This is a genomic window from Metabacillus lacus, assembly GCF_009674805.1.
Lineage (GTDB): Bacteria > Bacillota > Bacilli > Bacillales > Bacillaceae > Metabacillus_C > Metabacillus_C lacus.
This window is the reverse complement of record NZ_WKKI01000001.1, coordinates 210,851-232,261: the sequence shown is the minus strand read 5'-3', so window position 1 is coordinate 232,261 and position 21,411 is coordinate 210,851. Positions and strand designations below refer to the sequence as shown.

Annotated in this window: 19 protein-coding genes; 12 read left to right on the top strand and 7 right to left on the bottom strand. The window is 40.5% G+C overall.

The features are described from left to right. Positions 1 to 21: 21 nt before the first annotated feature. Entirely contained in the window at positions 22 to 600 is a 579-nt protein-coding gene (locus GJU40_RS01200) for a class I SAM-dependent methyltransferase (RefSeq protein WP_154305899.1), read from the top strand. 12 nt (positions 601 to 612) lie between these two features. Beyond that, a complete protein-coding gene (locus GJU40_RS01195; protein ID WP_154305898.1) occupies positions 613 to 1,209 on the top strand; it encodes a DedA family protein in 597 nt (198 codons plus the stop codon). Between the two features lie 150 nt (positions 1,210 to 1,359). On the opposite strand, the gene GJU40_RS01190 is transcribed toward GJU40_RS01195, so the two are convergent. Next, the gene (locus tag GJU40_RS01190; RefSeq protein ID WP_154305897.1) at positions 1,360 to 1,656 is read right to left on the bottom strand and encodes a DUF3817 domain-containing protein; all 297 of its coding nucleotides are present in this window, start codon (positions 1,654 to 1,656) and stop codon (positions 1,360 to 1,362) included. Between the two features lie 309 nt (positions 1,657 to 1,965). Between GJU40_RS01190 and GJU40_RS01185 the strand changes: the two genes are divergently transcribed. After that, positions 1,966 to 2,307, top strand: a complete 342-nt coding sequence (locus GJU40_RS01185; RefSeq protein ID WP_154305896.1) for a hypothetical protein — start codon at positions 1,966 to 1,968, stop codon at positions 2,305 to 2,307. Positions 2,308 to 2,424: 117 nt separating this feature from the next. Here the strand turns inward: GJU40_RS01185 and GJU40_RS01180 are convergent, their stop codons facing one another. The 5 genes from GJU40_RS01180 to GJU40_RS01160 all read right to left on the bottom strand — a co-directional run bounded on the left by GJU40_RS01180 (position 2,425) and on the right by GJU40_RS01160 (position 7,250). Beyond that, positions 2,425 to 2,715, bottom strand: a complete 291-nt coding sequence (locus GJU40_RS01180; RefSeq protein WP_154305895.1) for a hypothetical protein — start codon at positions 2,713 to 2,715, stop codon at positions 2,425 to 2,427. A gap of 142 nt (positions 2,716 to 2,857) precedes the next feature. Continuing rightward, positions 2,858 to 3,667: a carbohydrate ABC transporter permease gene (locus tag GJU40_RS01175; protein WP_154305894.1), complete on the bottom strand. Its 810-nt coding sequence runs from the start codon at positions 3,665 to 3,667 to the stop codon at positions 2,858 to 2,860. An 11-nt stretch (positions 3,668 to 3,678) separates the two neighbouring features. Then, positions 3,679 to 4,560 carry a carbohydrate ABC transporter permease gene (locus GJU40_RS01170; protein WP_212029768.1) on the bottom strand — a complete coding sequence of 294 codons (882 nt, stop codon included), beginning with the start codon at positions 4,558 to 4,560 and terminating at the stop codon, positions 3,679 to 3,681. Positions 4,561 to 4,652: 92 nt separating this feature from the next. Then, positions 4,653 to 5,891, bottom strand: a complete 1,239-nt coding sequence (locus GJU40_RS01165; protein WP_154305893.1) for an ABC transporter substrate-binding protein — start codon at positions 5,889 to 5,891, stop codon at positions 4,653 to 4,655. Positions 5,892 to 6,404: 513 nt separating this feature from the next. Continuing rightward, positions 6,405 to 7,250 (bottom strand): dimethylarginine dimethylaminohydrolase family protein, encoded by an 846-nt coding sequence (locus GJU40_RS01160; RefSeq protein ID WP_154305892.1) that lies wholly within the window; start codon positions 7,248 to 7,250, stop codon positions 6,405 to 6,407. 140 nt (positions 7,251 to 7,390) lie between these two features. On the opposite strand from GJU40_RS01160, the gene GJU40_RS01155 reads away from it, so the two are divergent. The 7 genes from GJU40_RS01155 (at position 7,391) to GJU40_RS01125 (ending at position 14,810) form a co-directional block, all read left to right on the top strand. Further along, a complete protein-coding gene (locus GJU40_RS01155) occupies positions 7,391 to 7,678 on the top strand; it encodes a hypothetical protein (protein ID WP_154305891.1) in 288 nt (95 codons plus the stop codon). A 72-nt stretch (positions 7,679 to 7,750) separates the two neighbouring features. Next, positions 7,751 to 9,031 carry a glycosyl hydrolase family 18 protein gene (locus GJU40_RS01150; protein WP_154305890.1) on the top strand — a complete coding sequence of 427 codons (1,281 nt, stop codon included), beginning with the start codon at positions 7,751 to 7,753 and terminating at the stop codon, positions 9,029 to 9,031. Between the two features lie 174 nt (positions 9,032 to 9,205). Then, entirely contained in the window at positions 9,206 to 9,787 is a 582-nt protein-coding gene (locus tag GJU40_RS01145; RefSeq protein ID WP_154305889.1) for a TetR/AcrR family transcriptional regulator, read from the top strand. 34 nt (positions 9,788 to 9,821) lie between these two features. Continuing rightward, on the top strand, positions 9,822 to 12,995 hold the full coding sequence (locus GJU40_RS01140) for a bifunctional cytochrome P450/NADPH--P450 reductase (RefSeq protein WP_154305888.1): 3,174 nt from the start codon (positions 9,822 to 9,824) through the stop codon (positions 12,993 to 12,995). Positions 12,996 to 13,077: 82 nt separating this feature from the next. After that, positions 13,078 to 13,749 carry an SOS response-associated peptidase gene (locus GJU40_RS01135; protein ID WP_343031325.1) on the top strand — a complete coding sequence of 224 codons (672 nt, stop codon included), beginning with the start codon at positions 13,078 to 13,080 and terminating at the stop codon, positions 13,747 to 13,749. Positions 13,750 to 13,813: 64 nt separating this feature from the next. After that, positions 13,814 to 14,338 (top strand): type 1 glutamine amidotransferase domain-containing protein, encoded by a 525-nt coding sequence (locus GJU40_RS01130; RefSeq protein WP_154305886.1) that lies wholly within the window; start codon positions 13,814 to 13,816, stop codon positions 14,336 to 14,338. Positions 14,339 to 14,462: 124 nt separating this feature from the next. Further along, positions 14,463 to 14,810, top strand: a complete 348-nt coding sequence (locus GJU40_RS01125) for a general stress protein (RefSeq protein ID WP_170289289.1) — start codon at positions 14,463 to 14,465, stop codon at positions 14,808 to 14,810. A gap of 507 nt (positions 14,811 to 15,317) precedes the next feature. Here GJU40_RS01125 and GJU40_RS01120 read toward each other — a convergent pair. Next, complete coding sequence (locus GJU40_RS01120; protein ID WP_154305884.1) at positions 15,318 to 16,550, bottom strand: MFS transporter; 1,233 nt, start codon at positions 16,548 to 16,550, stop codon at positions 15,318 to 15,320. A 734-nt stretch (positions 16,551 to 17,284) separates the two neighbouring features. On the opposite strand from GJU40_RS01120, the gene GJU40_RS01115 reads away from it, so the two are divergent. Together GJU40_RS01115 and GJU40_RS01110 are read left to right on the top strand one after the other, a co-directional pair. After that, positions 17,285 to 19,027 carry an ABC transporter ATP-binding protein gene (locus GJU40_RS01115; protein ID WP_154305883.1) on the top strand — a complete coding sequence of 581 codons (1,743 nt, stop codon included), beginning with the start codon at positions 17,285 to 17,287 and terminating at the stop codon, positions 19,025 to 19,027. A 114-nt stretch (positions 19,028 to 19,141) separates the two neighbouring features. Next, positions 19,142 to 21,337 carry a DEAD/DEAH box helicase gene (locus tag GJU40_RS01110; RefSeq protein ID WP_154305882.1) on the top strand — a complete coding sequence of 732 codons (2,196 nt, stop codon included), beginning with the start codon at positions 19,142 to 19,144 and terminating at the stop codon, positions 21,335 to 21,337. The last annotated feature ends 74 nt before the right edge of the window (positions 21,338 to 21,411 follow it).

The window sequence follows — 21,411 nt, the reverse complement described above, 5'->3', positions numbered from 1 at the left end:
CAGCTAGAGAAGAGGTTTAACATGCCATATAAACTAAAACGTAACAATAGAGCATTATTTTTCTATAAATTTTGGACTGATCCAAAGCAAATTGGAAGCATTACACCCAGCTCCCGTTTTTTGGCAAAAAAGATTGTGGATCAAGTGAATTGGGAACAAGCAGAAACAATTGTTGAATTAGGTGCCGGAACAGGCGTTTTTACCAAATATATTTCTCAGAATGCCAAAAATGGCTCTTCTGTCCTTATTATAGAACAGGATTTCTACATGAGAGAAAAGCTGAAGAAGGAGTATCCATCTTTTTATTTTGCATCTAATGCTGAAGAGCTTACAGTCATAATGGACAAAATGAATTTAAAAAAGGCTGATGCGGTTATTTCCGGTCTCCCTTTTGCTAATTTTTCAGATGAAAGCAGAACTAGTATCATGAATGAAGTTAAAAACTCTCTTCAAGAGGACGGAGCTTTTGTCGGCTTTCAGTACTCTTTTCAAATGAAAGAGATGCTAAAGGCGTATTATAATTCTGTTTCTTTTAAATTTGTACCTCTAAATATTCCGCCTGCTTTTGTGTATACTTGTAAACATGCAAAAATGATATAAGGGAGACCTGGCATGGAGCTGGAGCATTTTATTGATTTGATTGGCAGCTATGGATATGTGGCCTTGTTTTTCAGTTTATGGCTGGGTATCTTTGGGCTTCCAATTCCTGATGAAGCCATTGTCATGTGCGGGGGTTTTGCATCTTCCCTGGGTATATTGCAGCCTTATGGCGCCTTTTTTGTTACTTATTTTGGCGTCATTTCAGGCCTTTCCATTGGCTACGCTGGCGGCAGACTGCTTGGAGCACCAGTGCTCGCATATTTTGGCAGGAAGAATAAATGGAAAAAGCATATTGAAAGGGCAGAACTGCTCACTGCAAGGTATGGAGCATTTTCAATTATTCTCAGCTATTTTTTACCTGTCATCCGTCATCTTGTGCCATATATTGTGGGAGCTAATCAAATGGCCTATAGAAAGTATGCACTATACTCTTACTCCATAGGCTTTATATGGACAGCAGTCTTTTTTGCGGCCGGTCATTACCTGGGTTTTAATATTGAAGCTTTCAGCCAAGTCATTCATAAGGCAGCTTTGCTACTGTTTGTCATCATTGTCCTGGCAATTTGCTCCAGAATCCTTTATAAACGAAAGATTATCTTTTCAAGATAAACTACCCATGTACTGATGAAAAATTAAAGCATCTGTGGGAAGACAGTAGTATTGACTAAAAGATAGTGAGAAACTTAACCTTCTCAATATCTTTTTTTTTATAAAAAAAAGCTGCAGGAGTAACCCGGCAGCTGGATTGTATATAGTAGCTTACATATATGAAGACTGTTTTAGTTTAGCATCTAACACAATGTTTCCAAAAGGAATAAAGGCGACTGCAATTGCACTCACTACCCACTTTAGAGACCAGCGTATTTTAAACGTTGTATATGCAAGGATAAAAAGGTAGAGGATAAACAGAAAACCATGCAAAGAGCCGACCACTGTAACAGCCAATGGGATGTCAGCGAGATATTTTAAAGGCATTGCGATAAATAGAAGTATGAGGAGTGACCCTCCTTCTAAAAATCCCATTAAGCGAAACGTTCCAACTGTTGTATTTGTCATTGTAACCTCCGTTTAAGTTTCTCTTATTATACTTGTATTATAACTCACCTGTATTTAGAAGTGTTAAATACCCTTATTAGTTCAGAAAGTCTTCATTTTTATTAACTTTTGCCCCAGCGTCTTTACTTCCCATTATAAGCTTTGTTTATACGTGAAATTATCACAGTTTTTTTTCAGAAAAAAGCATTGGATTGTCATTGGTTTCATATAGATTATAATAATCTCTCAACAATGTGATGCAGATTACATGACCTCTGATTGTGGTACAAGTATAATATAGAGAGATGATTATATTACAGGAGGGGACCAATGAAAGCAAAATCCATTATCCTATCTTCACTCATTGTCGTTTTGGTTACCTTATTGGCGGTTAACTTCTTTCCGGAAGAAAAACCTGAAGCTTTAAACAAACAGATAGAAGACCAGCAGTACAGGGTTTATAAATATAAAATCACCGAGGTTACCGGCGATGATTATCACGGCGTTTCCATTGAAGGATCTGGAGGTATACACTTTACTTCCAGTAAAATTCCTGACACTTCCAATATAAAAATTCAGGAGGGCGACCTGATAAGGGCCTATTTTGATTTGGACAATACCATTCAAGGGCTTGTTAAAGTAGAAAAAATGGCTAAGGGTGAAGAGAGTTAGAGGGACGCAGGGACAGGTCCCTCGTCCCAAGGAGAAGTAAATTTGCTTCTCCTTTTTTTAGTACCTTTTTTTACCGCCTGTTCTTAGTATTTCTGTGGGAAGTTATCTCCGATTATCCTATAAAGGATCATTATCGGTTGATTCATAGGAGTGCATGGCCTGGTCAACTGCTCTGTGTGCTTCTGCAAAAGCATTGGTGGCAGAAGCATCTCCTGTTCTGATCAGCTGCTGTTTTGCATGTTTGGCATGCTGAACTGCATGGATGATACCTTGAAACATTTCCTGTTTGTCCCCGGCACTTTTCTTTGCCTCTTGCAATTCTGATATGCAATGGTCTAAATCATGCCCCTCAGGATTGTCAAATGATTGTTCTAATTCAAGCTTCACATGCTGTAGAATTTCTTTCATAGAAATCTGCCTTCCTTCCTGCTTATACTGTTTTACCCAAATTTAGTATAAGCAAATATAGAGGGAATATCCCTGTAGCCGCAGCACTTGCTGGACTAATTCATAAAAAAATCCACCTCTGAAAACTCAGAGGTGGATTTCTTCAGCCTTTTACAGAACCGGCTGTCATGCCTGCTATAAAGTAACGCTGAAGAAACAGATAAGCAATAACCATTGGTGCAGATGCTAAAATGACCCCGGTAAACAGCATAGGATAATTGGTCATATATTCTCCCTGAAAATCCAGGAGAGCGAGCGGAAGCGTTTTGTATTGATCGTCTGTAATCAGCAAAAGAGGGTACAGTAAATCATTCCAATGCATAACAAACAGGAAAATTGCAGTTGCTGCCAAGGATGGCAGTGATAAAGGAATCGCAATTTTAGTGTACATCTTCCAGTTAGAAGCGCCATCTATACTGCTGGCTTCAAAAAGGGAAGAGGGGAGCGATTTCATAAACCCTGTTAAAATAAAAACACCAACGGGCATTGTTACAGCAGTATTAACAATGATCAGTCCTGCAAGACTGTTCGTGAGCCCTAATTCAACCATCAGCTGATAAAGAGGGATCATATTCACCTGTGCAGGAACCATCATACCCAGCAAAAATAGAATAAAAAAACCATTTCCAATTGTTTTCCCTAATCTTGTGATGCTGAACGCAATGAGACTTGAAAGGAAAAGAGTGAGAATAACGGAACAGATCGTCACAGTCACACTGTTTGTAAAATATGTACCCATTGATTCATTAGCTACAAGGGAAGTATAATTTTCCGGACTAATATTTTCAGGTATACCAAGAACATTTTTGTACATTTCTGCAGGTGTTTTAAAGGTTGTAAAAAAGATAGACAGCACTGGTATGATGATCAGCAGTGCGTATAATATGAGCAATCCGCCTTTAGTAGATTTCATTCTGTCCCTCCTTACGTATTTACTCTATTTGCTCTTAAAATTCTGAATTGCACAATGGTGATCACTGCAATGACAATCATAAAAATAACAGATTGTGCAGAAGCGTAGCCAAACTTAAAGTTTCTAAAAGCAGATGAATAGATTAATGTTGCCAGGATTTCTGTAGCATAGTTTGGACCCCCGCGAGTCATCGCATATATTAAATCGAAGGCCTTAAAGGACTGAAGAGTTGTATAAGCAATTACAATTGTTGCTGCCGGAGCCAAAAGAGGCCATGTAACAAACCGGAATCTCTGCCATCTTGAAGCGCCTTCAATTGTTGCCACTTCATATAAGTCTTCAGGTATGCTCTGCAGTCCGGTGACAAAAATAATCAGCATTTGTCCAGTATGAAACCATACTTGCACAACTGCGATGGAGAAAATAGCCAGCCCTTCGTTTCCAAGCCAGTTTTGTGCTAAAAAGTCCAAATTTATACTTCTTAGGACTGTGTTCAATACACCCATTTCAGGATCGTAAATAAAAGACCAGATAAAAGCTACTGATACTGAAGAAAGTATCGTTGGAAAGAAGTAAAGTGCTCTTAGAAACGTATTAGTTTTAGTATTTTTCACAACAAAAATTGCAAAAATTAATGACAATAGTGTTTGAAAAACAACCACAAACAGCATAAATTTCAGGTTATTTCCAAATGCCTTCATAAAAATTGAATCATTTGTCAGGATATTAGTATAGTTATTCAGACCGACAAAATCATAGTCTGGAGTAAGGCCATCCCAGTTTGTAAAAGAGTAGAAGAGGGCACTGAAAGTGGGATATACAAAGAAAACGGAATAAATAAGCAGCCCTGGCAAAATAAACAGATACAAAGCTTTATTTCTTTTAAGTTTCATAGAACCCCCGCCTGACAAAGTTATAGTGTAAAAAAGGGAACTCCGGAAAGTTCCCCTTCTAGATGTATGGTATTTTTGGAGCTGAACTATATTTATTGTGAGATATTTTGGTTTACAATTTTCTGAGCTTCCTCAGCAGCTTTTTCAGGGCTTTCTCCCCCAATTACGGATTGAATAGAACCTAGAACAGCTTTTTCTACATCAAGATTCGGAATCATGTAGCGCGGCTGAAATCTTGTTTTCTTTTCCATCCAATCAATTGAGTTTTTAAGCTCATCTGACTCATACTCTATATCGCTGATAGTAAGGAACTGACCAGTTTCGTTAGCGTATATTTCAGCATTCTCTTTTTGAGCAAGGAATTCAATAAACTTTTTCCCTTCCTCTTTTCTTTCTGAATTCGTGTTCAGGCCAAGCATAAAGGTTGTTGTGTGAACGCCTTCATACGCTGCCTCACTTTCTGATACGGTGATAGGAGCAAGCATTTTAAGGTTAATATCTGGATTTAAGTTTTTAATGTTTGCCATTGCATAAGAGCCTGTAGCCAGCATGGCTGCGCGTTCCTGAGCAACTTGAGCAATTGCTCCATCATGTTTTGTGCCAAGGGCATCTTTAGAAATATAGCCATTTTTGTAGAGCTCTTGGAATTGAGACAGCGTTTTAATCCACCATTCTTCAGTGAGTTGAGCTTCGCCGTTCATCAACTTTGTGAAAATCTCTTCATCTTGAGCATTGTTCATTACCATACTATTCATAAACTGGCCTGGACCAATATCGGCACCAGGGAAAGCAATTGGTATGTATCCGTTTTCTTTTAAGGTCTCACATAGCGCTAGAAAACCTTCCCAATCCTTAGCAGGCTCTAGTCCCAATTCTTCAAAAATATCAGCATTGTAAACAGGCTGGTTATATACAAGCTGATAAGGAAGGGCTAGCTGCTGATTCTCCACATTGCCAACCTCTATCAGTTTTTCATTAAAAAGGTCTACAAAGGATTCCCCAGTAAGATCTTCATAAAAACCTGCTTTTTTCAACATTTCAAATTGTGAGCCTGGAGTAGAAGCAAAAACATCAGTGCTGCTTTCTCTTAAAAGTGTCTGAACAGGATATTGCTCAGAAGGATAGATATTCATCTTTACTTTTAAACCCGGATTCTCTTCTTCAAACTTAGAAATCAGCTGCTTAAAAACTTCTGCATCCTCTCCGCGCCAGTGAATAAATGTAATCGTCTTTTCTTCTCCGCCTTCACCGGCATTGGTGTTTTGAGATGAGCATGCACCAAGCATAGTTCCTACTAACAGAATAAGTGCGAATAATAACCCTTTTTTCATATGTTTTCCCCCTTGTTTTTTGCTCTGCCTCTGATGTGGTAAAGCAACTTATCAAAACATATATACCCTTTTTGAATACCTATAAACTTATTTTTGCAAAAATTAATACTATATTCTACTTTTTATGAGAATTTTATCGAAATATTTGGAAAACCCGGAGAATGACCTAGGACTTTATAATGGAATGCAGGGAAGTATAGGTACATTAGAGGAGAACTTTAGTAAAGGAGATTTCATGCGGCTTCCTTTTTACTGGCTCTGCTGCATCACTCTGTCGATTGGAGTATAGGTGTCATACCGTCATGTGCTATACAATAAGATGCTGCGCTTATCTTCTTTCGCTGATTATCCAATTCATGCTGATATCATACTAAAAAATCAACACAATCAGTTATCATCTCCTCTTAAAAATGAGCAGCGTAAAAAAAACCATTATCCTCGAGAGAAGATAATGGCTTTTTGCTCTGTTGCGACTTCTTTCATTCAGAAGTTAAGTCCCTTACATTATGATTTTCAAGAGTTCTTTCTAAGCACAGGCATTGAACAACAGCGGAAAGAACCTCCGGATTTGATAATTTCAGTAATATCAACTTCAATGACTTCATATCCTCTGGTTCTCAGCTTTTCGTTTACATTTTTATTAACAGGAAGACTTAGAATTTTCTTGTTCCCGAGAGACAGCATATTTGTTCCAAGGGTAAATTGCTCTTCTTCACTGACTTCAATGAGGTCAAATCGTTCATGAAGAACCCTCGAAGCTGAATCTTCAATAACTCCGGGAAATATAAGTGCTTCACTTGGTGATATAATATTAAAGACACAATCAAGATGCAGATATTTTTCTGTAAAGGGTACAGTGACTACCTCATATTCAGGCAGCAGGCTTTGCAGGTGATGAATGGCTTCTCTGTTAGTCCTGTTACTGACTCCTACATAAACGGAATTTCTGTCAACAATGACATCTCCACCTTCAATGATATCTTTCTTTAAGTCAAAGTGTGAAATCCCATGTTCATCAAGCCATTTTTTTAAATATCCTTCTTCACCCTGCCGGAGCTCATTTGCCATTTCTGCCACAAATACGGTACTGCCGATTGTAAAGCCAATGTCTCTGGTAAATACCTGTTCAGGAAACTGTCTGTGGGAAGGAAGCAGAACCACCTCAACTTGATGTTCCCTGAGAACCTTCACAAACTGCTCATGCTGCTCCAGAGCTTTTTCTATATGAATTCCTTCATCTTTAAACTTTTTCTGAGTTTCGTTGATGACCTCGCGTATTGTCATATGATCAGGCTGGCATAATATAACAGTTTTCAGCACATCATACTCTGTATCGCACCTTGCTTCATGCTGCTGCATAAATATCCTCCTTTAACTGCTTATAAAAATACTATCTCCTCTCAATAGAATGTTTATGACAATTTCTTTTTGTGTTCGTGTGAACTTAAAAACAATTTATGTTAGGATGGTTTTAAATCAAATTTACAGGAGGTAATGTGATGATTGCCTCGCAGTCATATATTAAAGTAATCAGAAAAATGGAATGGAACAGGCAGCTGTTTGAAGAGGTGGAGCTCAGGATAGAACTTTATGAAGATAAAATAGTGACTGGCGCCAACAGTTTCCGGCTTCAAGATGTGTTTGATGTGTCTTTCAAATATTCTGATGCAAGCTATGGATTTCTATATCTTCATACAAATCAGGGCGTGTTTCCATACACAGTAAAAAATGTTCCGCATGACTTTATTTTTCATTATCAGGAAACCCGAAAGCTTTGGAAATGTTAAAAAGGGAAGTATTGGGCTGCTTCTCCTCATAGAATATCGTATCAATGTTTTTATGAGGCGGTGATATGCAGCATGTTCATTCATGTAGTGCAAAAAGGAGATACATTATGGCAGCTTTCATCTATGTATGGAGCGGATGTTTCTGAAATTGCAGCCCTAAACGGGTTAACCTCCGACAGGCTGGTGCCTGGTCTTTCGCTTATATTTCCTGCTGCATCACTTCCTATCAGGCTGCACAAAGTCAGCTCCGGTGATACTCTATGGCAGCTTTCCATGTTGTATCAAACATCAGTGGAATCAATCACAGCAGCCAACCCGGGAGTTGAGCCATTTCAATTGCTGATTGGCAGTGTCCTTAGAATTCCGTCACCGATAAAACGGCTGACGAGACTGCTTGGTTTTACATTCCCTTATAATCAGGAAATGGTGATCAATGTATTGGAGAATTTGGGGAGGTACCTTACCTACCTTGCTGTTGTTGGCTATTCTTTTACAGAAGAAGGATATGCTTATGAAGAGTCACCAGTTACCGGAATAATCGAAAGAAGCAGGCAGTTGAACGTCATTCCATTGCTAATGATACGCAATATAGGCAGAGACGGAGATTTCAGTGCTGAATTAGCCGGCAGTGTTTTGAGAGATCCTGTTTACAGGCGCAATTTGGTAAGGAGTATATCCAACCTCATGGTTTCAAGGGGATATGGAGGAGTCAGTATTGACTTTGAATTTATTCCTCCTCCCCAAAGAGAGGCGTTCAGTGAATTTTTGAGAGAACTGAAAGCAGAGATTGGAAATTCAATTCTTCACGTAAATGTTCATGCGAAAACAGAAGATATACCAACAAACAGAATTATTGGAGCATATGATTATAAAGCAATAGCAGAAGCAAGTGACATTGTCGCAGTGATGACGATTGATTACGGTTATCCGACCGGTCCACCAAATCCTGTTTCGCCTTATAACTGGATGGAGGAGGTCATACAGTACTCGCTCACAGAAATTCCTGCAGGAAAGCTGCAAATTGCTCTTCCTTTATACGGATACGATTGGGAATTACCATCATACTCAACGACAGCGAGATCTTCGTTGGACAGCCAGAATCTTGCAATTGCCAACTGGTCTCCCATTTTTTATGTTCCTGCTGCAAGAACGCCCGGCTATGGTTATATAAACAATGGGATGCGGCATCTTGTATGGTTTGACGATGGAAGAAGCTATCAGGAAAAATACGGTTTGATAGATTTATACAAGCTGCATGGTGCAACAGTTTGGCAGCTAAGTCTTCAGGCTCCACAGCACTGGATCATAGTCGACAGAAACTTAACAATTATCAAAGACTCTTTCCCTGATTAAATCAGCGCTCATTGGGCGTTTTTTTTTATGAATTTTTGTGGATCTTGCTGAGAACATCCGCTTTCAGTTTTGTATCTTACATAAAAATCCTTTTGAAAATCGTCAAAAAGTTTCAGTTTTACTATAGTGCAGAGTGGAATAAAGGTTAATAGAAGCTTGGAGGTGATTCAGAACATGCCGGGTGATAAACGTAAACAAATCTTAACTGCTGCTCTTACGCTGTTTTCAGAAAGAGGATATAATGCAACGACGATTCCAGTAATATCTGAGTATGCAGAAGTAGGAATAGGAACAATATACCGCTATTTTAAAAATAAAGAAGCATTGCTGAATGATTTGTTCCAAGAAAGCATCCAGAATTTCCAGGAGGCTGTTGGAGCAGAACAAAGTGTTTGTGATGAAAAAACAGTTTACGAAGAGTTTCAAGAATTGTTTCAGGGCCTGCTTTTCTTTTCACGCAGAAACATAACAGCAATTTACTTTATTGATGCTCATAAAAATTCACCTCTTTTAACGCAAGTAAGCAGGGATGCTTATCAAGAGCTTCTTGCAATCTTTGAAGTGTTTCTAAAAAAAGGACAAAAACAGGGACTTATAAAAAAACTTCCCATTTATGGTCAGATTGTGCTGCTGTACGGTGCTTTTACGAGTTTTTACAGCTATATTCAACAGGGCAAGTTAGAAGAGACAGATGAACTGCTGAATGGTCTGCGGCAAAGCTGCTGGGATGCAATTGCTTTGCAACAAACGGAATGAATATTCATTCCGGACTTAAAAAGGAGGAGAAGCAATGCTAAAACAACCTATAGATTCTATTCCTCAGCCTAAAACTTACGGACCCTTGAAAAACCTTCCTGTGATAGATAAGGAAGCTCCTACTCAGTCATTTACTAAGCTTGCAAATGAGCATGGTCCAATTTTCAGAATGGAGCTTCCCGGGAGAGATACACTTTATGTATCAGGTCATAAACTTGTTGAAGAAGTATGCGATGAAAAAAGATTTGCAAAAAATGTGTGGCTGCCGCTTCAAAATGTAAGAGAGTTTGCCGGTGACGGGTTATTTACAAGCTGGACCCATGAAGACAACTGGAAGAAAGCCCACCAGATTCTCCTGCCAAGTTTTAGTCAGAGGGCTATGCAGGATTATCACGAGAAAATGGTGGATATCGCTTTGCAGCTGATTCAAAAATGGAGCAGATTAAATGAAGATGAAGAGATTGAAGTGCCTGATGATATGACGCGGCTTACTCTTGATACAATCGGGCTATGCGGCTTCAATTACCGGTTTAACAGCTTTTATTCCAAAGAACACCATCCTTTTGTCGGAAGCATGGTGTCTGCATTGGATGAAGCCATGAACCGGCTTCAAAGGCTTGAAATACACAACAAACTAAGCCTTGGAAAGCAAAAACAATATCAACAAGATATAAAAGTGATGTACGAACTCGTTGATACCTTGATACAACAGAGGAAACGTTCAGATGAACAAAATCAAGGAGATCTTCTTTCCAGAATGCTAGAGGGAGAGGACCCCAAAACAGGCGATAAATTAAGTGATGAAAATATTAGGTATCAGATGATTACTTTTTTAATTGCAGGCCATGAAACAACTAGCGGACTTTTGTCTTTTGCACTTTATTACTTGTTGAAGCATCCAGAAAAACTAAAAAAAGCACAGGATGAATCAGATGCAGTCCTTAGGGATGAACTTCCTTCCTATGAACAGGTGAAACAGCTGAAATATGTCAGAATGGTTTTGAATGAAGCACTTCGCTTGTGGCCTACAGCGCCGGCTTTTTCACTATATGCTCTTGAGGATACAAAGCTTGCCGGAAAGTATGATATGAAGAAAGGAGACAGCGTAAATGTCCTAATTCCTGTTCTGCACCGGGATAAGGAAGCATGGGGAGAAGATGCAGAAGACTTCAGACCCGAGCGATTTGAGGATCCTGCCAAAGTTCCCCAATCAGCATACAAGCCGTTTGGTAACGGTCAGCGTGCATGCATAGGTCAGCAGTTTGCACTTCATGAAGCAACCCTGGTGCTTGGAATGATACTTAGGGAGTTTGATCTTATAGATCATAGTGATTACCAACTTGAAGTAAAGGAAACACTTACGCTGAAGCCCCACGAGTTTAAAATGAAAGCAAAAGTCAGAGAAAAACGAAATGTACTGCTTTCGGGCAGTTTCCTGACAAAGAGGCCGCCATCTAAAGAAGAGGATAAGTCAGAAGCTGAAACGGCGGCGAAGCATGGTACTCCGCTGATGGTTTTATATGGCTCATCAATGGGGACGGCAGAAGGTGTTGCCCGTGAACTAGCTGAAACGGGAAAAAAACAAGGATATCAAGCGCAGGTTTTCCCGCTGGATGAAATGAAAGGAAATCTGCCAGAAAAAGGTCTGCTGCTTCTCATCAGTTCCTCCTATAACGGCCAGCCTCCTGAAAATGCGGCTGATTTTCTCAGCTGGCTTCAGTCTCTGGATCAGTCGTTGAGCGATGTTACTTATGCAGTATTCGGCTGCGGTGATAGTAACTGGTCTAACACTTATCAAAAAGTACCGGCTGATATTGATGGTTTGCTGCAGGAAAGGGGAGCCCAAAGATTAATAGAAAGAGGAGAAGGCGATGCAAGCGGCGATTTTGAAATGGACTATCATGAGTGGACAGAAAAACTGTGGCAGGAAGCTTCAAAGGAATTTGGCGTTGAACTAAAAGGGGGAACAAGTGGAAACAAAGGAAACATCACACTCTCGTATGTCAGCGGAATTGCTGAGAAATCAGTCGCACGCAATCATTTGGCAATTGAGAGCACAGTAACGCTAAACAAGGAACTTCAAAGCGAAAATAGCAGACGGAGTACAAGGCACATTGAGATTGCAGTGCCAAAAGGAATTTCTTACAGTGAAGGAGATCACCTCGGCATTATTCCGAAAAATAACGAAAAACTGGTAAAACGGGTTTTGAACAGGTTTCAACTAAGCGGAAATGAAAAAGTAATCATTGAAGCTTCAGGAAGAAGCTCCGCTCATCTTCCAGCAGGCAAAAGTGTCAGCCTGCATGATATCTTATCATATCATGTTGAACTTCAGGAGCCTGCTTCACGGGCACAAATTCAAGAGCTTGCTAAAACAACTGTGTGTCCTCCTCACAGAATAGAACTGGAAGAAATGCTGAAGGACGACAACTACTCTACCCAAATAGCTGCTAAAAGAATATCAATGCTGGACCTTCTTGAGCAATATGAAGCCTGCATGCTTCCTTTTGAAGACTTTTTAGGCTTGCTGCCTGCTTTGAAACCGCGTTACTATTCCATTTCAAGCTCACCTTCACTGAACAAAGAACATGTTAGCATTACGGTCAGTGTGGTGAAAGGCTCTGCATGGAGCGGCAAGGGTGATTATGAAGGCACAGCATCCAATTATCTGAAGAATGTAAAAGAAGGTGATGACATATCTATATTTTTCAGAACTCAAAGAGCTTTCCGGCTGCCTGAAAATCATGCAGCACCGATCGTCATGGTTGGACCGGGTACAGGTATTGCTCCTTTCAGAGGCTTTCTTCAAGCAAGGGAAGCATTAAAAAGGAAAGGAGCACAAATAGGGGAAGCGCATCTTTATTTCGGCTGCAGAAACGAAGAGCATGATTACCTCTATCGGGAAGAATTGGAGAAATACCGTGCTCAAAATCTTGTCAAGCTGCACACAGCCTTCAGCAGAGCTGAAGGATCACCCAAAACCTATGTACAGCATTTGATGGAAGCCGATAAAGGATCCATAATTGACCTGCTAACAAAACATCAGGGCCATTTATATATTTGCGGAGACGGAAAGAAGATGGCGCCTGATGTTGAAAATATGCTGTTAAACAGCTACAGCGAGATTAAAAAAACAACGGTAAAAGAAGCAGAAAACTGGCTGATAGGCCTTCAAACAGAAGGCAGGTATGCTAAAGATGTATGGTAAACAGCAGCAGGGAAAGGTATTCAAATCATCCTATTAAGAATTTTTGAGACGGGGTTATTTAATCATAAAGGAGAGATTACAGGTGTGCGGACGATATTCACTATTTGATAATCTGGAGACGCTGCAAAATGAATTTCATTTTCAAATGAATGAGAACTCTTCCTTGGAACCGAAGTACAATATTGCCCCGTCTCAGCATGTTCTTGCCATTGCATCGAGAAACGGGGCAAGAATAGGGAATTTTCTAAAGTGGGGGCTGATTCCATCCTGGAGCAAGGATAGTAAAATAGGCTACAAGCTTATCAATGCCAGAGCAGAAACAGCTCACCAGAAACCCAGCTTTATGAATTCATTTCATTCAAAAAGGTGTATCATTCCTTGTTCCGGTTATTTTGAATGGGCAAGGAGTGAAAGTGGAAAACAGCCTTACCGGTTTCATATGAGAAATAATAAACCTTTTGCTCTTGCCGGGCTTTATGAAACTTGGAGCAGCAGCAGCGATGTTATTCATTCCTGCACAATTCTGACTACAGAAGCCAATGATCTTCAGGCTGAAATTCATGAAAGAATGCCAGTCATTTTAAACAGTGAAGCTGTATCTGTCTGGCTGAGGGAGGAGAGCACGTTACCTGATCTGCAGTCCTTACTGGTTCTCTATTCCTCGTCTGAAATGACGATGACTGCCCTGTCAGACCTGGTAAACTCACCTTCCAACCAAACAGCGGAGGTATTGACACCCTTAAATTCGCTTTAGTTGCAAGTATCAGCAAGTTACGTCAAAATGTAGATAAATATTTAGTATTAAAGGAGGAACTCTGTTGAGATTAGAGGGAAAAACAATTATTCAAATAGTCAGTGATGATTTTGAAGACCTGGAATTATGGTATCCTGTTCACCGTCTTAGAGAAGAAGGTGCTAAAGTAATTATCGCAGCTGAAGAGGCAGGTAAAAAATATATAGGGAAATATGGTGTTCCTGTTGAATCGGAGCTTTCTTTTCGAGACATGGACGCAGAACAGTATCATGCCTTGTTAGTGCCTGGCGGCTGGTCTCCTGATAAGCTGAGGCGATATGAAGAAGTACTTTCGCTTGTTAAGAAAATGAATGAAGATAAAAAAGTGATCGGACAGATTTGCCATGCAGGATGGGTATTAATATCAGCCAACATTCTTCATGGTGTGAAAGTTACAAGCACACCCGGCATAAAGGACGACATGATAAATGCGGGAGCAGAATGGGTGAATGAAGCTGTTGTTGTGGATGGACATATTGTCTCAAGCCGGCGTCCGCCTGATCTCCCGGATTATATGAGAGAGTTCATAAAAGTACTGGAAAATAAGTAAACCAAAGGACCCGTCTACACGGGTCCTTTTTTTGTATATAGAAAACCTGATGATCCCATGTGTTAACTGGATGTAAAACAGGGTAAATAAACAACAGAACACTATGGAAGGGGAAAATAGGTTAATGGCTAAAAAAATAGTAGGTGTTTACCAATCTCAAGTAGATGTAGAAAAAAAGTTTGAAGAGCTCCTAGCTAACGGGGCCAGCGAGGAAGATATCTATATTATTATAGACGGCCAAGAAAACAATGCGCCGGAATCGGATCTTCCAATCATGGATCTTTCGACCAAAAATAAAGATAAATCTTTATGGGGAGGAATACGAAAGCTGTTCATTCTCTATCCCGACAAAGATCTGCTTGAAGAAAAAATGATTGGACATGGATTGTCTGCAAATGATGCTTCCAGCTATGCAAATGATGTTTTGAACGGCAGCTATTTGCTTACAGTAGAAGAGCACGCTGTTCAATGATGTCTAAAGTAATTTATACAGAAAAAACAGGGTATGCTGAAAGATATCAGTATGCCCTGTTTTGTTATGTTGTCTTGAAACTCTAAAGGAAGAACTTTTTTTAAATGGTTGCTATAAGGGTATGAACTCCGGTTACATTCAATTTGAACTCTTTTTTGGAGAAAATTAGAGGAGACATTCCGGTTAAGCTGCTTAAAATCATCCAAATTGAAGCTTTTTAGTGAATTAGCCGGAAATCCTCCGTCTATTCCTTCCTAATTTTGCTGCATTTCTCGAATAGGCGGAAACCCTCCGTTTATAAAGGAACCAGGTGGTCTAAAGAATGATTAAAGCGAAGCGCCAGTAACCGGAAATCAACAGCCCTTATTTTTTCACTAAATAAAAATAGACTGTAGACACGCTGAATTTCCAATCCATTTTGTCTACAGTCCTAATATTTGTTTATTTTTCTGTTAAAAGTGCTTATCTCTCAGATAGACGAAATCACCATTTGCAGCAAGCAAAGTCTCACTCTGCGTTCCACTTCTCCAAAAGTGAATCTGAAGGCAGCAGTGCAGCCAGAATGCCCAGTATGGGAAGAAAAGCTGCAGCAATCATTGTCTCAGAAAGGCCGAATACATCAATAAAAAACCCGAGCGCTACTGATCCTATCGCTCCCATTCCAAATGCGAGGCCCACAGTCAGTCCTGACATCGTACCAATTTTGCCTGGAACCAGCTCTTGCGCATATACAACGGTAACAGAAAAGCTGGACATCAAGATGAGGCCGATTAAGCTAAGTATGATGTAAGAGAAGAAAGCATTCACAAACGGCAAGAGCAGTGACAGTGGAGCCGAAAGCAATAGTGAGTATAGAATGACATTTTTTTTACCGAACTTGTCGGCAAGAGGCCCCCCGCCAAATGTACCCACAGCTCCCATTACAAGAAAAACAAAGATGTAGACCTGTGCCTGAGAGATGGATAAACCGTATTTTTCCATTGCATAAAAGGTATAAAAGTTACCTATGGCGCTTCCATACCATGATCTTGCAAAGACAAGAAATACGATAATCAGCAAAGCATTCCGAACAGGCTTTGAAATTCCTTTTTTTACAGCTGCCTTGGCATTTTTGGCTGCGCTCTCCTTCATAAATGCTAGCCTTGTAGAATACCAGCCTGCGATATAAATTAAAAATGCGACTGCGATGGCTGCAATAATCGTAAACCAGATTGCTCCGAATTGGCCGAGCGGGACGAGGATAAAAGCTGTAATCAAGGGAGCAGAAGCAGAGCCTGTGTTTCCGCCTACCTGATAAATGGATTGAGCCAGCCCCCTTTTTGAACCGGCAGCCAGATAAGCTACCCTTGAGCCCTCCGGATGGAAAATAGCTGAGCCCAGTCCAATAAAAATGACGCTTAGTAGTATCGTTGTAAACGAAGGAGAGAGAGCAAGTCCTATAATGCCCAGCAGGCTGCTGGTTAGACCGATTGGGAGAGCATACGGCATTGGTTTTTTGTCAGTGTACAACCCTACAACAGGCTGCATAACGGAAGAAACCATGTTAAGAGCAAAAGCAATCAAGCCCAGCTGTGTAAATGAAAGACCCATGGATGCCTCTAAAATAGGGAACATCGCAGGTATGATTGATTGAATGCTATCATTGAGCAAATGGCACAAACCAATGATAAATAAAATATTATAAACCGGCTTGTTTTCGTCCTTACTTTCTTTCAACTCCATCTTTTTGGCAACAGCCATGTTACTGCATCCCTTCTTCTTGCATTTTTGATTTGGCAGCTGAATATCTCCCGAACTACCAGAAGTAGGGGAGAAGTTCGGCAAAAATAGATCCACTGCCATAAAGATATAAAGCATTAAGCCTGTTTCTACTCCTTCAAAGCCGGCAGTCACTGATTATAAGTCATTTCCCAGGTCAAAAGACAGTATGGCAGGTTTCAACAGCTTTCCTGCCTGACGGTGCCTGATTAACAGTAATTGTCTGAAAGCTTGGAAAGAGAGCTTCCCGGCTCAGTCCCAACAATTCAGCAGAAATGAAACACATCATGGCACTGTTTCTCATACTTAACGTCAGCATTCCTGCTAAAAAAATGTTAATGGGAGAGAACGCGCATACAGTGGCGGCTTAGGTATACAACCATTTTTCAAAAGGACCTTGTTAGCAATCTTTTAACAGCATATACCAGAAAGAAAAGCGTTGCAGGAGAACAAAGATAACCGACCATTGAGCGCTGAAAAGACCATATAATTTCAATACTTTGTAAGCTTTCTTGAAAGCTGGTAAATGTGATGGTACAAACGAAGAGTACTCAAGAATTACTATGAAAGATAGTAACCTAGGCAACTATAGCACTGTTGACAAAAAATCGTCAATTTTACTTTGAAAAAAATGGATGTAATAGCACAGAAGTTTGCTGATCACCTTCATCAAGGTTAGTATATAGTTAGAAGTTTAGACAGAAAGAGGTATTTTCATGGAAACAAATCAACAGGGACAGTGGCGCCAGTTTCTTCAACTTTTAAGAATTGGAAAACCTGCCAAAGCGCTAATCATCCTTGCGCTTCTTTTGAGTTTGTTTGAGACTGCAGCAAGCCTTGCCATTCCTTTGTTTACTGGGGATATTGTCGATCAGCTTGCTAATCAGGGAATTGAGCCCCGTATTGCTGTCTTCCTGCTGGCTGTTTTTGTTATTCAAATTATTTCCGGAGGTTTTTCCTATTACTTAATGACAAAAATAGGTGAAACGTTTGTGGCAAGAATACGCGAAAAACTTTGGGGTGTTGTTCTTGCTCTTCCGATACCTTACTTTGATAAACATCAGTCAGGAGAGACGATGAGCAGGATCACTCAGGATACCAACACTGTTAAGACGCTTGTAACAAATCATCTGGTTACATTTGTATCAGGAATAATCACGATTCTTGGAAGTATCATCATCCTGATAATTATTGATTGGCGGATGACTATGATCATGCTGCTTGCCATTCCAGTTTCCATGCTGATTATTATGCCGCTTGGTAAAAAGATCCATAAAATTTCCAAGCAGACACAGGACGAGATGGCGAGATTCAGCGGAGAGCTGGGAAGGGTGTTAAGTGACATCAGGCTGGTTAAATCTTATAACGGCCAGCCAATTGAATTTGCAAAGGGAAGAGAAGGCATTAGAAAATTATTTTACTTTGGATTAAAGGAAGCAAAAATCCAGGCTATTGTCTCGCCTTTAATGACAACGGTGATGATGCTGATACTGGTAGTCATCATCGGGTATGGAGGGGCAAGGGTTGCTTCAGGACTGCTGTCGGCAGGTTCATTGGTGGCAATTATCATTTATATGTTTCAAATTATCGTTCCTTTCAGCCAGTTGGCCATGTTTTTTACTGCTTTTCAAAAAGCGATGGGTGCTACTGAAAGAATTCAGACGCTGCTTAACACACAACAGGAAAAAAGCAATGATGTTTTGCCCGTAAAGTCACACCGGACTTTTTCATTTCAAGACATTTTCTTCTCATATGGAGAAAAGCAAATTCTGAAGGGAATTACCTTTGAGGCACACGAAGGTGAGACCGTGGCGTTTGTCGGGCCAAGCGGTGGAGGTAAAACAACCATCTTCTCTTTAATAGAAAGGTTTTATTCTCCAACCTCTGGAACCATTACACTAGATAATACGAACATCCAAGACTTTTCCCTGAGTGACTGGAGAGGCCAGATTGGCTACGTTTCGCAAGAAAGCCCGATCATGTCAGGAAGTATTAAGGATAATATCAGCTATGGCATTCAGCGGGAAGTCAGTGATGATGAAATACAGAATGCTGCAAAACTCGCTAATGCAGCAGAATTTATTCAGCAGCTTCCAGATGGCTATGATACGGAGGTAGGGGAACGCGGAATCAAACTGTCCGGCGGGCAAAGACAGAGAATTGCAGTTGCAAGAGCATTGATTCGAAATCCTAAAATACTGCTGCTGGATGAGGCAACTTCCAACTTAGACAGCGAGTCAGAGGTGCTTGTCCAGGAGGCACTAAAGTTTTTAATGGAAGGAAGGACGACTTTTATTATTGCCCACCGTCTTTCAACTGTTATACATTCTGACCAGATTCTGGTAGTAGAAGCTGGTGAAATTACTGGAAGAGGGACGCATTCAGAACTACTGAACAACCATTCCTTATACACAAAGCTTGTCAAACAGCAGCTAAAAGGAGGAACAAGAATTTCCTGATATTTTATCTTGTCAGGCTGACTGACAAAAGGTATTGTTTTAAATATGGCTAAAAGGCTCAATCAGTTGATTGGGTTTTTTTTGCCTCTACTACATCCCTTAAGGAAGAAAAGTATGTTAACAACCAAAATGTATATAAAAGAATGGCAGGAAGCATTGCAGGCAGAAATTCAGCATCTCAAAAAATACGGCGGTAAAAGCTTTTCCTTAAAAAACGGCAGGCTTCTATCTTCGGACAAGCTTTTTGTCTATTACTTTGAAAGTTCATCTTCTCTTCATCTTCCCCCGGGATCAGCAGGGAAAATTACCTGGAATACCCAGCACATTCCGGTCAGAATATTATCTTCCGGAGGCAAAAGTGCCATCTTGGAAACAGAACGCTCTCTTGGAAATGCTGTTGGCGAAGTCCTTCTTCATCAAGATCCTTGGGAGTTGCTTGATCAATTAATACAACGCCTTGAAGAAATGAAAAATAGCAAAAAAAAGCGTGGAAGATTAAAAGCTTTATTGCATCCTGACATGCCTGCCAAGCATCCTGATACATCAAAGAATTCGCTACACGAGGTGATTCTCAGAAGTAAATACAATCCAGTTACATATATCTGGGGACCGCCCGGCACAGGTAAAACGTACACTCTTGCACGGGTGGCGGCCAACAAACATTTAAAAGGAAAAAGGGTACTGATCCTCTCACACAGTAATCATGCCGTAAATGTTTTAATGGATGAAACAGCAGCTTTTCTAATAAAAAGAAACAAATTTTCAGAAGGAAAAATAATCCGGTACGGATCAGAGCACAGCGGCAGCAGCCTGCAGCATACCCAATTGATGGGCAGCAGTCTCCTGGCGGTAGAAGAACCAACGTTATCAAAGGAACTTCAACAATATCAGGAGGAAAAAAAGGGGTTAAAAGTTGACCTCTCGTCCTCTTTCAGCAGCAGAGACACCCAAAAGCTGCTTCATTTAGAAAAAAGGGCTGCCCAAGTAATAGAGAAACTCAGAAAAAAAGAGATTCAGCTGCTGCAGGAAGCTTCTATTATAGGAACAACTCTTGCTAAGTCAGCATCTGATCCGGCCATTTATGAGGGGGAATACGATCTGGTCATTCTGGATGAAGCGAGCATGGCTTATGTTCCTCAAGCAGGGTTTGCTGCCAGTTTGGCTAAAAGAACTATCATCTGCGGTGATTTTAAGCAGCTGCCTCCCATTGCGGTTTCCCGAAGCCAGCTCTCATACAAATGGCTTCAGGAGGATATTTTTCATGCAAGCGGCGTTTCTCAGCTGGTAGAGAAGGGAAGCATACATCCTCATCTGTTTCTTCTAAAGGAGCAAAGAAGGATGCATCCTGACATTTCTTCCTTTACGAACCGCCACATTTATCATTCCCTTGTAGGAGATCATGACTCAGTTGCAAGCAGCAGGAAGCCCCTGGCACAGAGCAGCCCTTTCCCTGGATATGCTTCCATTTTGCTGGATACAAACGATACCGGACAGTACTGCTTGACAGAGATCAGTTCTGGTTCCAGGTACAATATATGGCATCTTCTGTTATCTCTGCAATTAATCATGGAAGCTCTCAGACATGGAAGAGAGTCAATAGGCTACCTGTCACCATACCGTATTCAGGCTGAATTGATGAATCTTCTTCTGGATGAATTTTTTTCTCAGAATACGATAAGAGAAAAAGTACTTGCGGCAACTGTTCATAAATTTCAGGGAAGTGAAAGGGACATCATTTTGTTTGATTCAGTTGACGGAGATCCTCAGCAAAGAGCAGGGATGCTGCTGACAGGGAAAAACAGCGAGAGGCTTGTAAATGTTGCGGTGACAAGATCGAGAGGGAAGTTCATCCATCTGGCAAACTCCGGTTTCTTTCACAAAACTGCAAGGAATCATACAGCTATTCGTAAGCTAGTAGAACATCAAATGCAGCACGGCCATCAAGCAGGTCATGATAAAATTGGAAGCTGGATTCAGCATCAGCATCCTAAACTGAAATGGTTTCATGCAAAGAATATTGAACCAGTTTTACAGGATTTACGCGGATCTTCATCTTCTGCAGTTATTCATCTTCCATCCGGTGAGGATCTTCATAGCACATGGAAAAATTGCTGCCCGCATTTATCCATCATGAAAGAAACAAAGGTACCCTTTCCATTCATTATAATTGATGAGTCTATTTTATGGCTTGGTGTACCATTTCAGGAGGTAAAAGGCAGCCGTCCTCCATATGCAGCGCTCAGGGTGAACTCGCCTGGTTTAGCAGAGTTTCTTTTAAAACAAGCTTCTGACAGCAATGAAGATGTGTGATCCTGCTGAGGAGATGACGATCATCAGTATACGCTGTTAATTCTTTAAAAGCATGAAATAGAGTGATTCATTCA

Excerpts from the sequence above, each read along its gene's own strand:
- GJU40_RS01185 (WP_154305896.1), top strand. The coding sequence starts at position 1,966 with ATGAAAGCAAAATCCATTATCCTATCTTCACTCATTGTCGTTTTGGTT.
- GJU40_RS01170 (WP_212029768.1), bottom strand. The coding sequence starts at position 4,560 with ATGAAACTTAAAAGAAATAAAGCTTTGTATCTGTTTATTTTGCCAGGG.
- GJU40_RS01180 (WP_154305895.1), bottom strand. The coding sequence starts at position 2,715 with ATGAAAGAAATTCTACAGCATGTGAAGCTTGAATTAGAACAATCATTT.
- GJU40_RS01155 (WP_154305891.1), top strand. The coding sequence starts at position 7,391 with ATGATTGCCTCGCAGTCATATATTAAAGTAATCAGAAAAATGGAATGG.
- GJU40_RS01160 (WP_154305892.1), bottom strand. The coding sequence starts at position 7,250 with ATGCAGCAGCATGAAGCAAGGTGCGATACAGAGTATGATGTGCTGAAA.
- GJU40_RS01110 (WP_154305882.1), top strand. The coding sequence starts at position 19,142 with ATGTTAACAACCAAAATGTATATAAAAGAATGGCAGGAAGCATTGCAG.
- GJU40_RS01120 (WP_154305884.1), bottom strand. The coding sequence starts at position 16,550 with ATGGCTGTTGCCAAAAAGATGGAGTTGAAAGAAAGTAAGGACGAAAAC.
- GJU40_RS01150 (WP_154305890.1), top strand. The coding sequence starts at position 7,751 with ATGTTCATTCATGTAGTGCAAAAAGGAGATACATTATGGCAGCTTTCA.
- GJU40_RS01125 (WP_170289289.1), top strand. The coding sequence starts at position 14,463 with ATGGCTAAAAAAATAGTAGGTGTTTACCAATCTCAAGTAGATGTAGAA.
- GJU40_RS01140 (WP_154305888.1), top strand. The coding sequence starts at position 9,822 with ATGCTAAAACAACCTATAGATTCTATTCCTCAGCCTAAAACTTACGGA.
- GJU40_RS01165 (WP_154305893.1), bottom strand. The coding sequence starts at position 5,891 with ATGAAAAAAGGGTTATTATTCGCACTTATTCTGTTAGTAGGAACTATG.
- GJU40_RS01115 (WP_154305883.1), top strand. The coding sequence starts at position 17,285 with ATGGAAACAAATCAACAGGGACAGTGGCGCCAGTTTCTTCAACTTTTA.
- GJU40_RS01200 (WP_154305899.1), top strand. The coding sequence starts at position 22 with ATGCCATATAAACTAAAACGTAACAATAGAGCATTATTTTTCTATAAA.
- GJU40_RS01190 (WP_154305897.1), bottom strand. The coding sequence starts at position 1,656 with ATGACAAATACAACAGTTGGAACGTTTCGCTTAATGGGATTTTTAGAA.
- GJU40_RS01195 (WP_154305898.1), top strand. The coding sequence starts at position 613 with ATGGAGCTGGAGCATTTTATTGATTTGATTGGCAGCTATGGATATGTG.
- GJU40_RS01175 (WP_154305894.1), bottom strand. The coding sequence starts at position 3,667 with ATGAAATCTACTAAAGGCGGATTGCTCATATTATACGCACTGCTGATC.
- GJU40_RS01145 (WP_154305889.1), top strand. The coding sequence starts at position 9,206 with ATGCCGGGTGATAAACGTAAACAAATCTTAACTGCTGCTCTTACGCTG.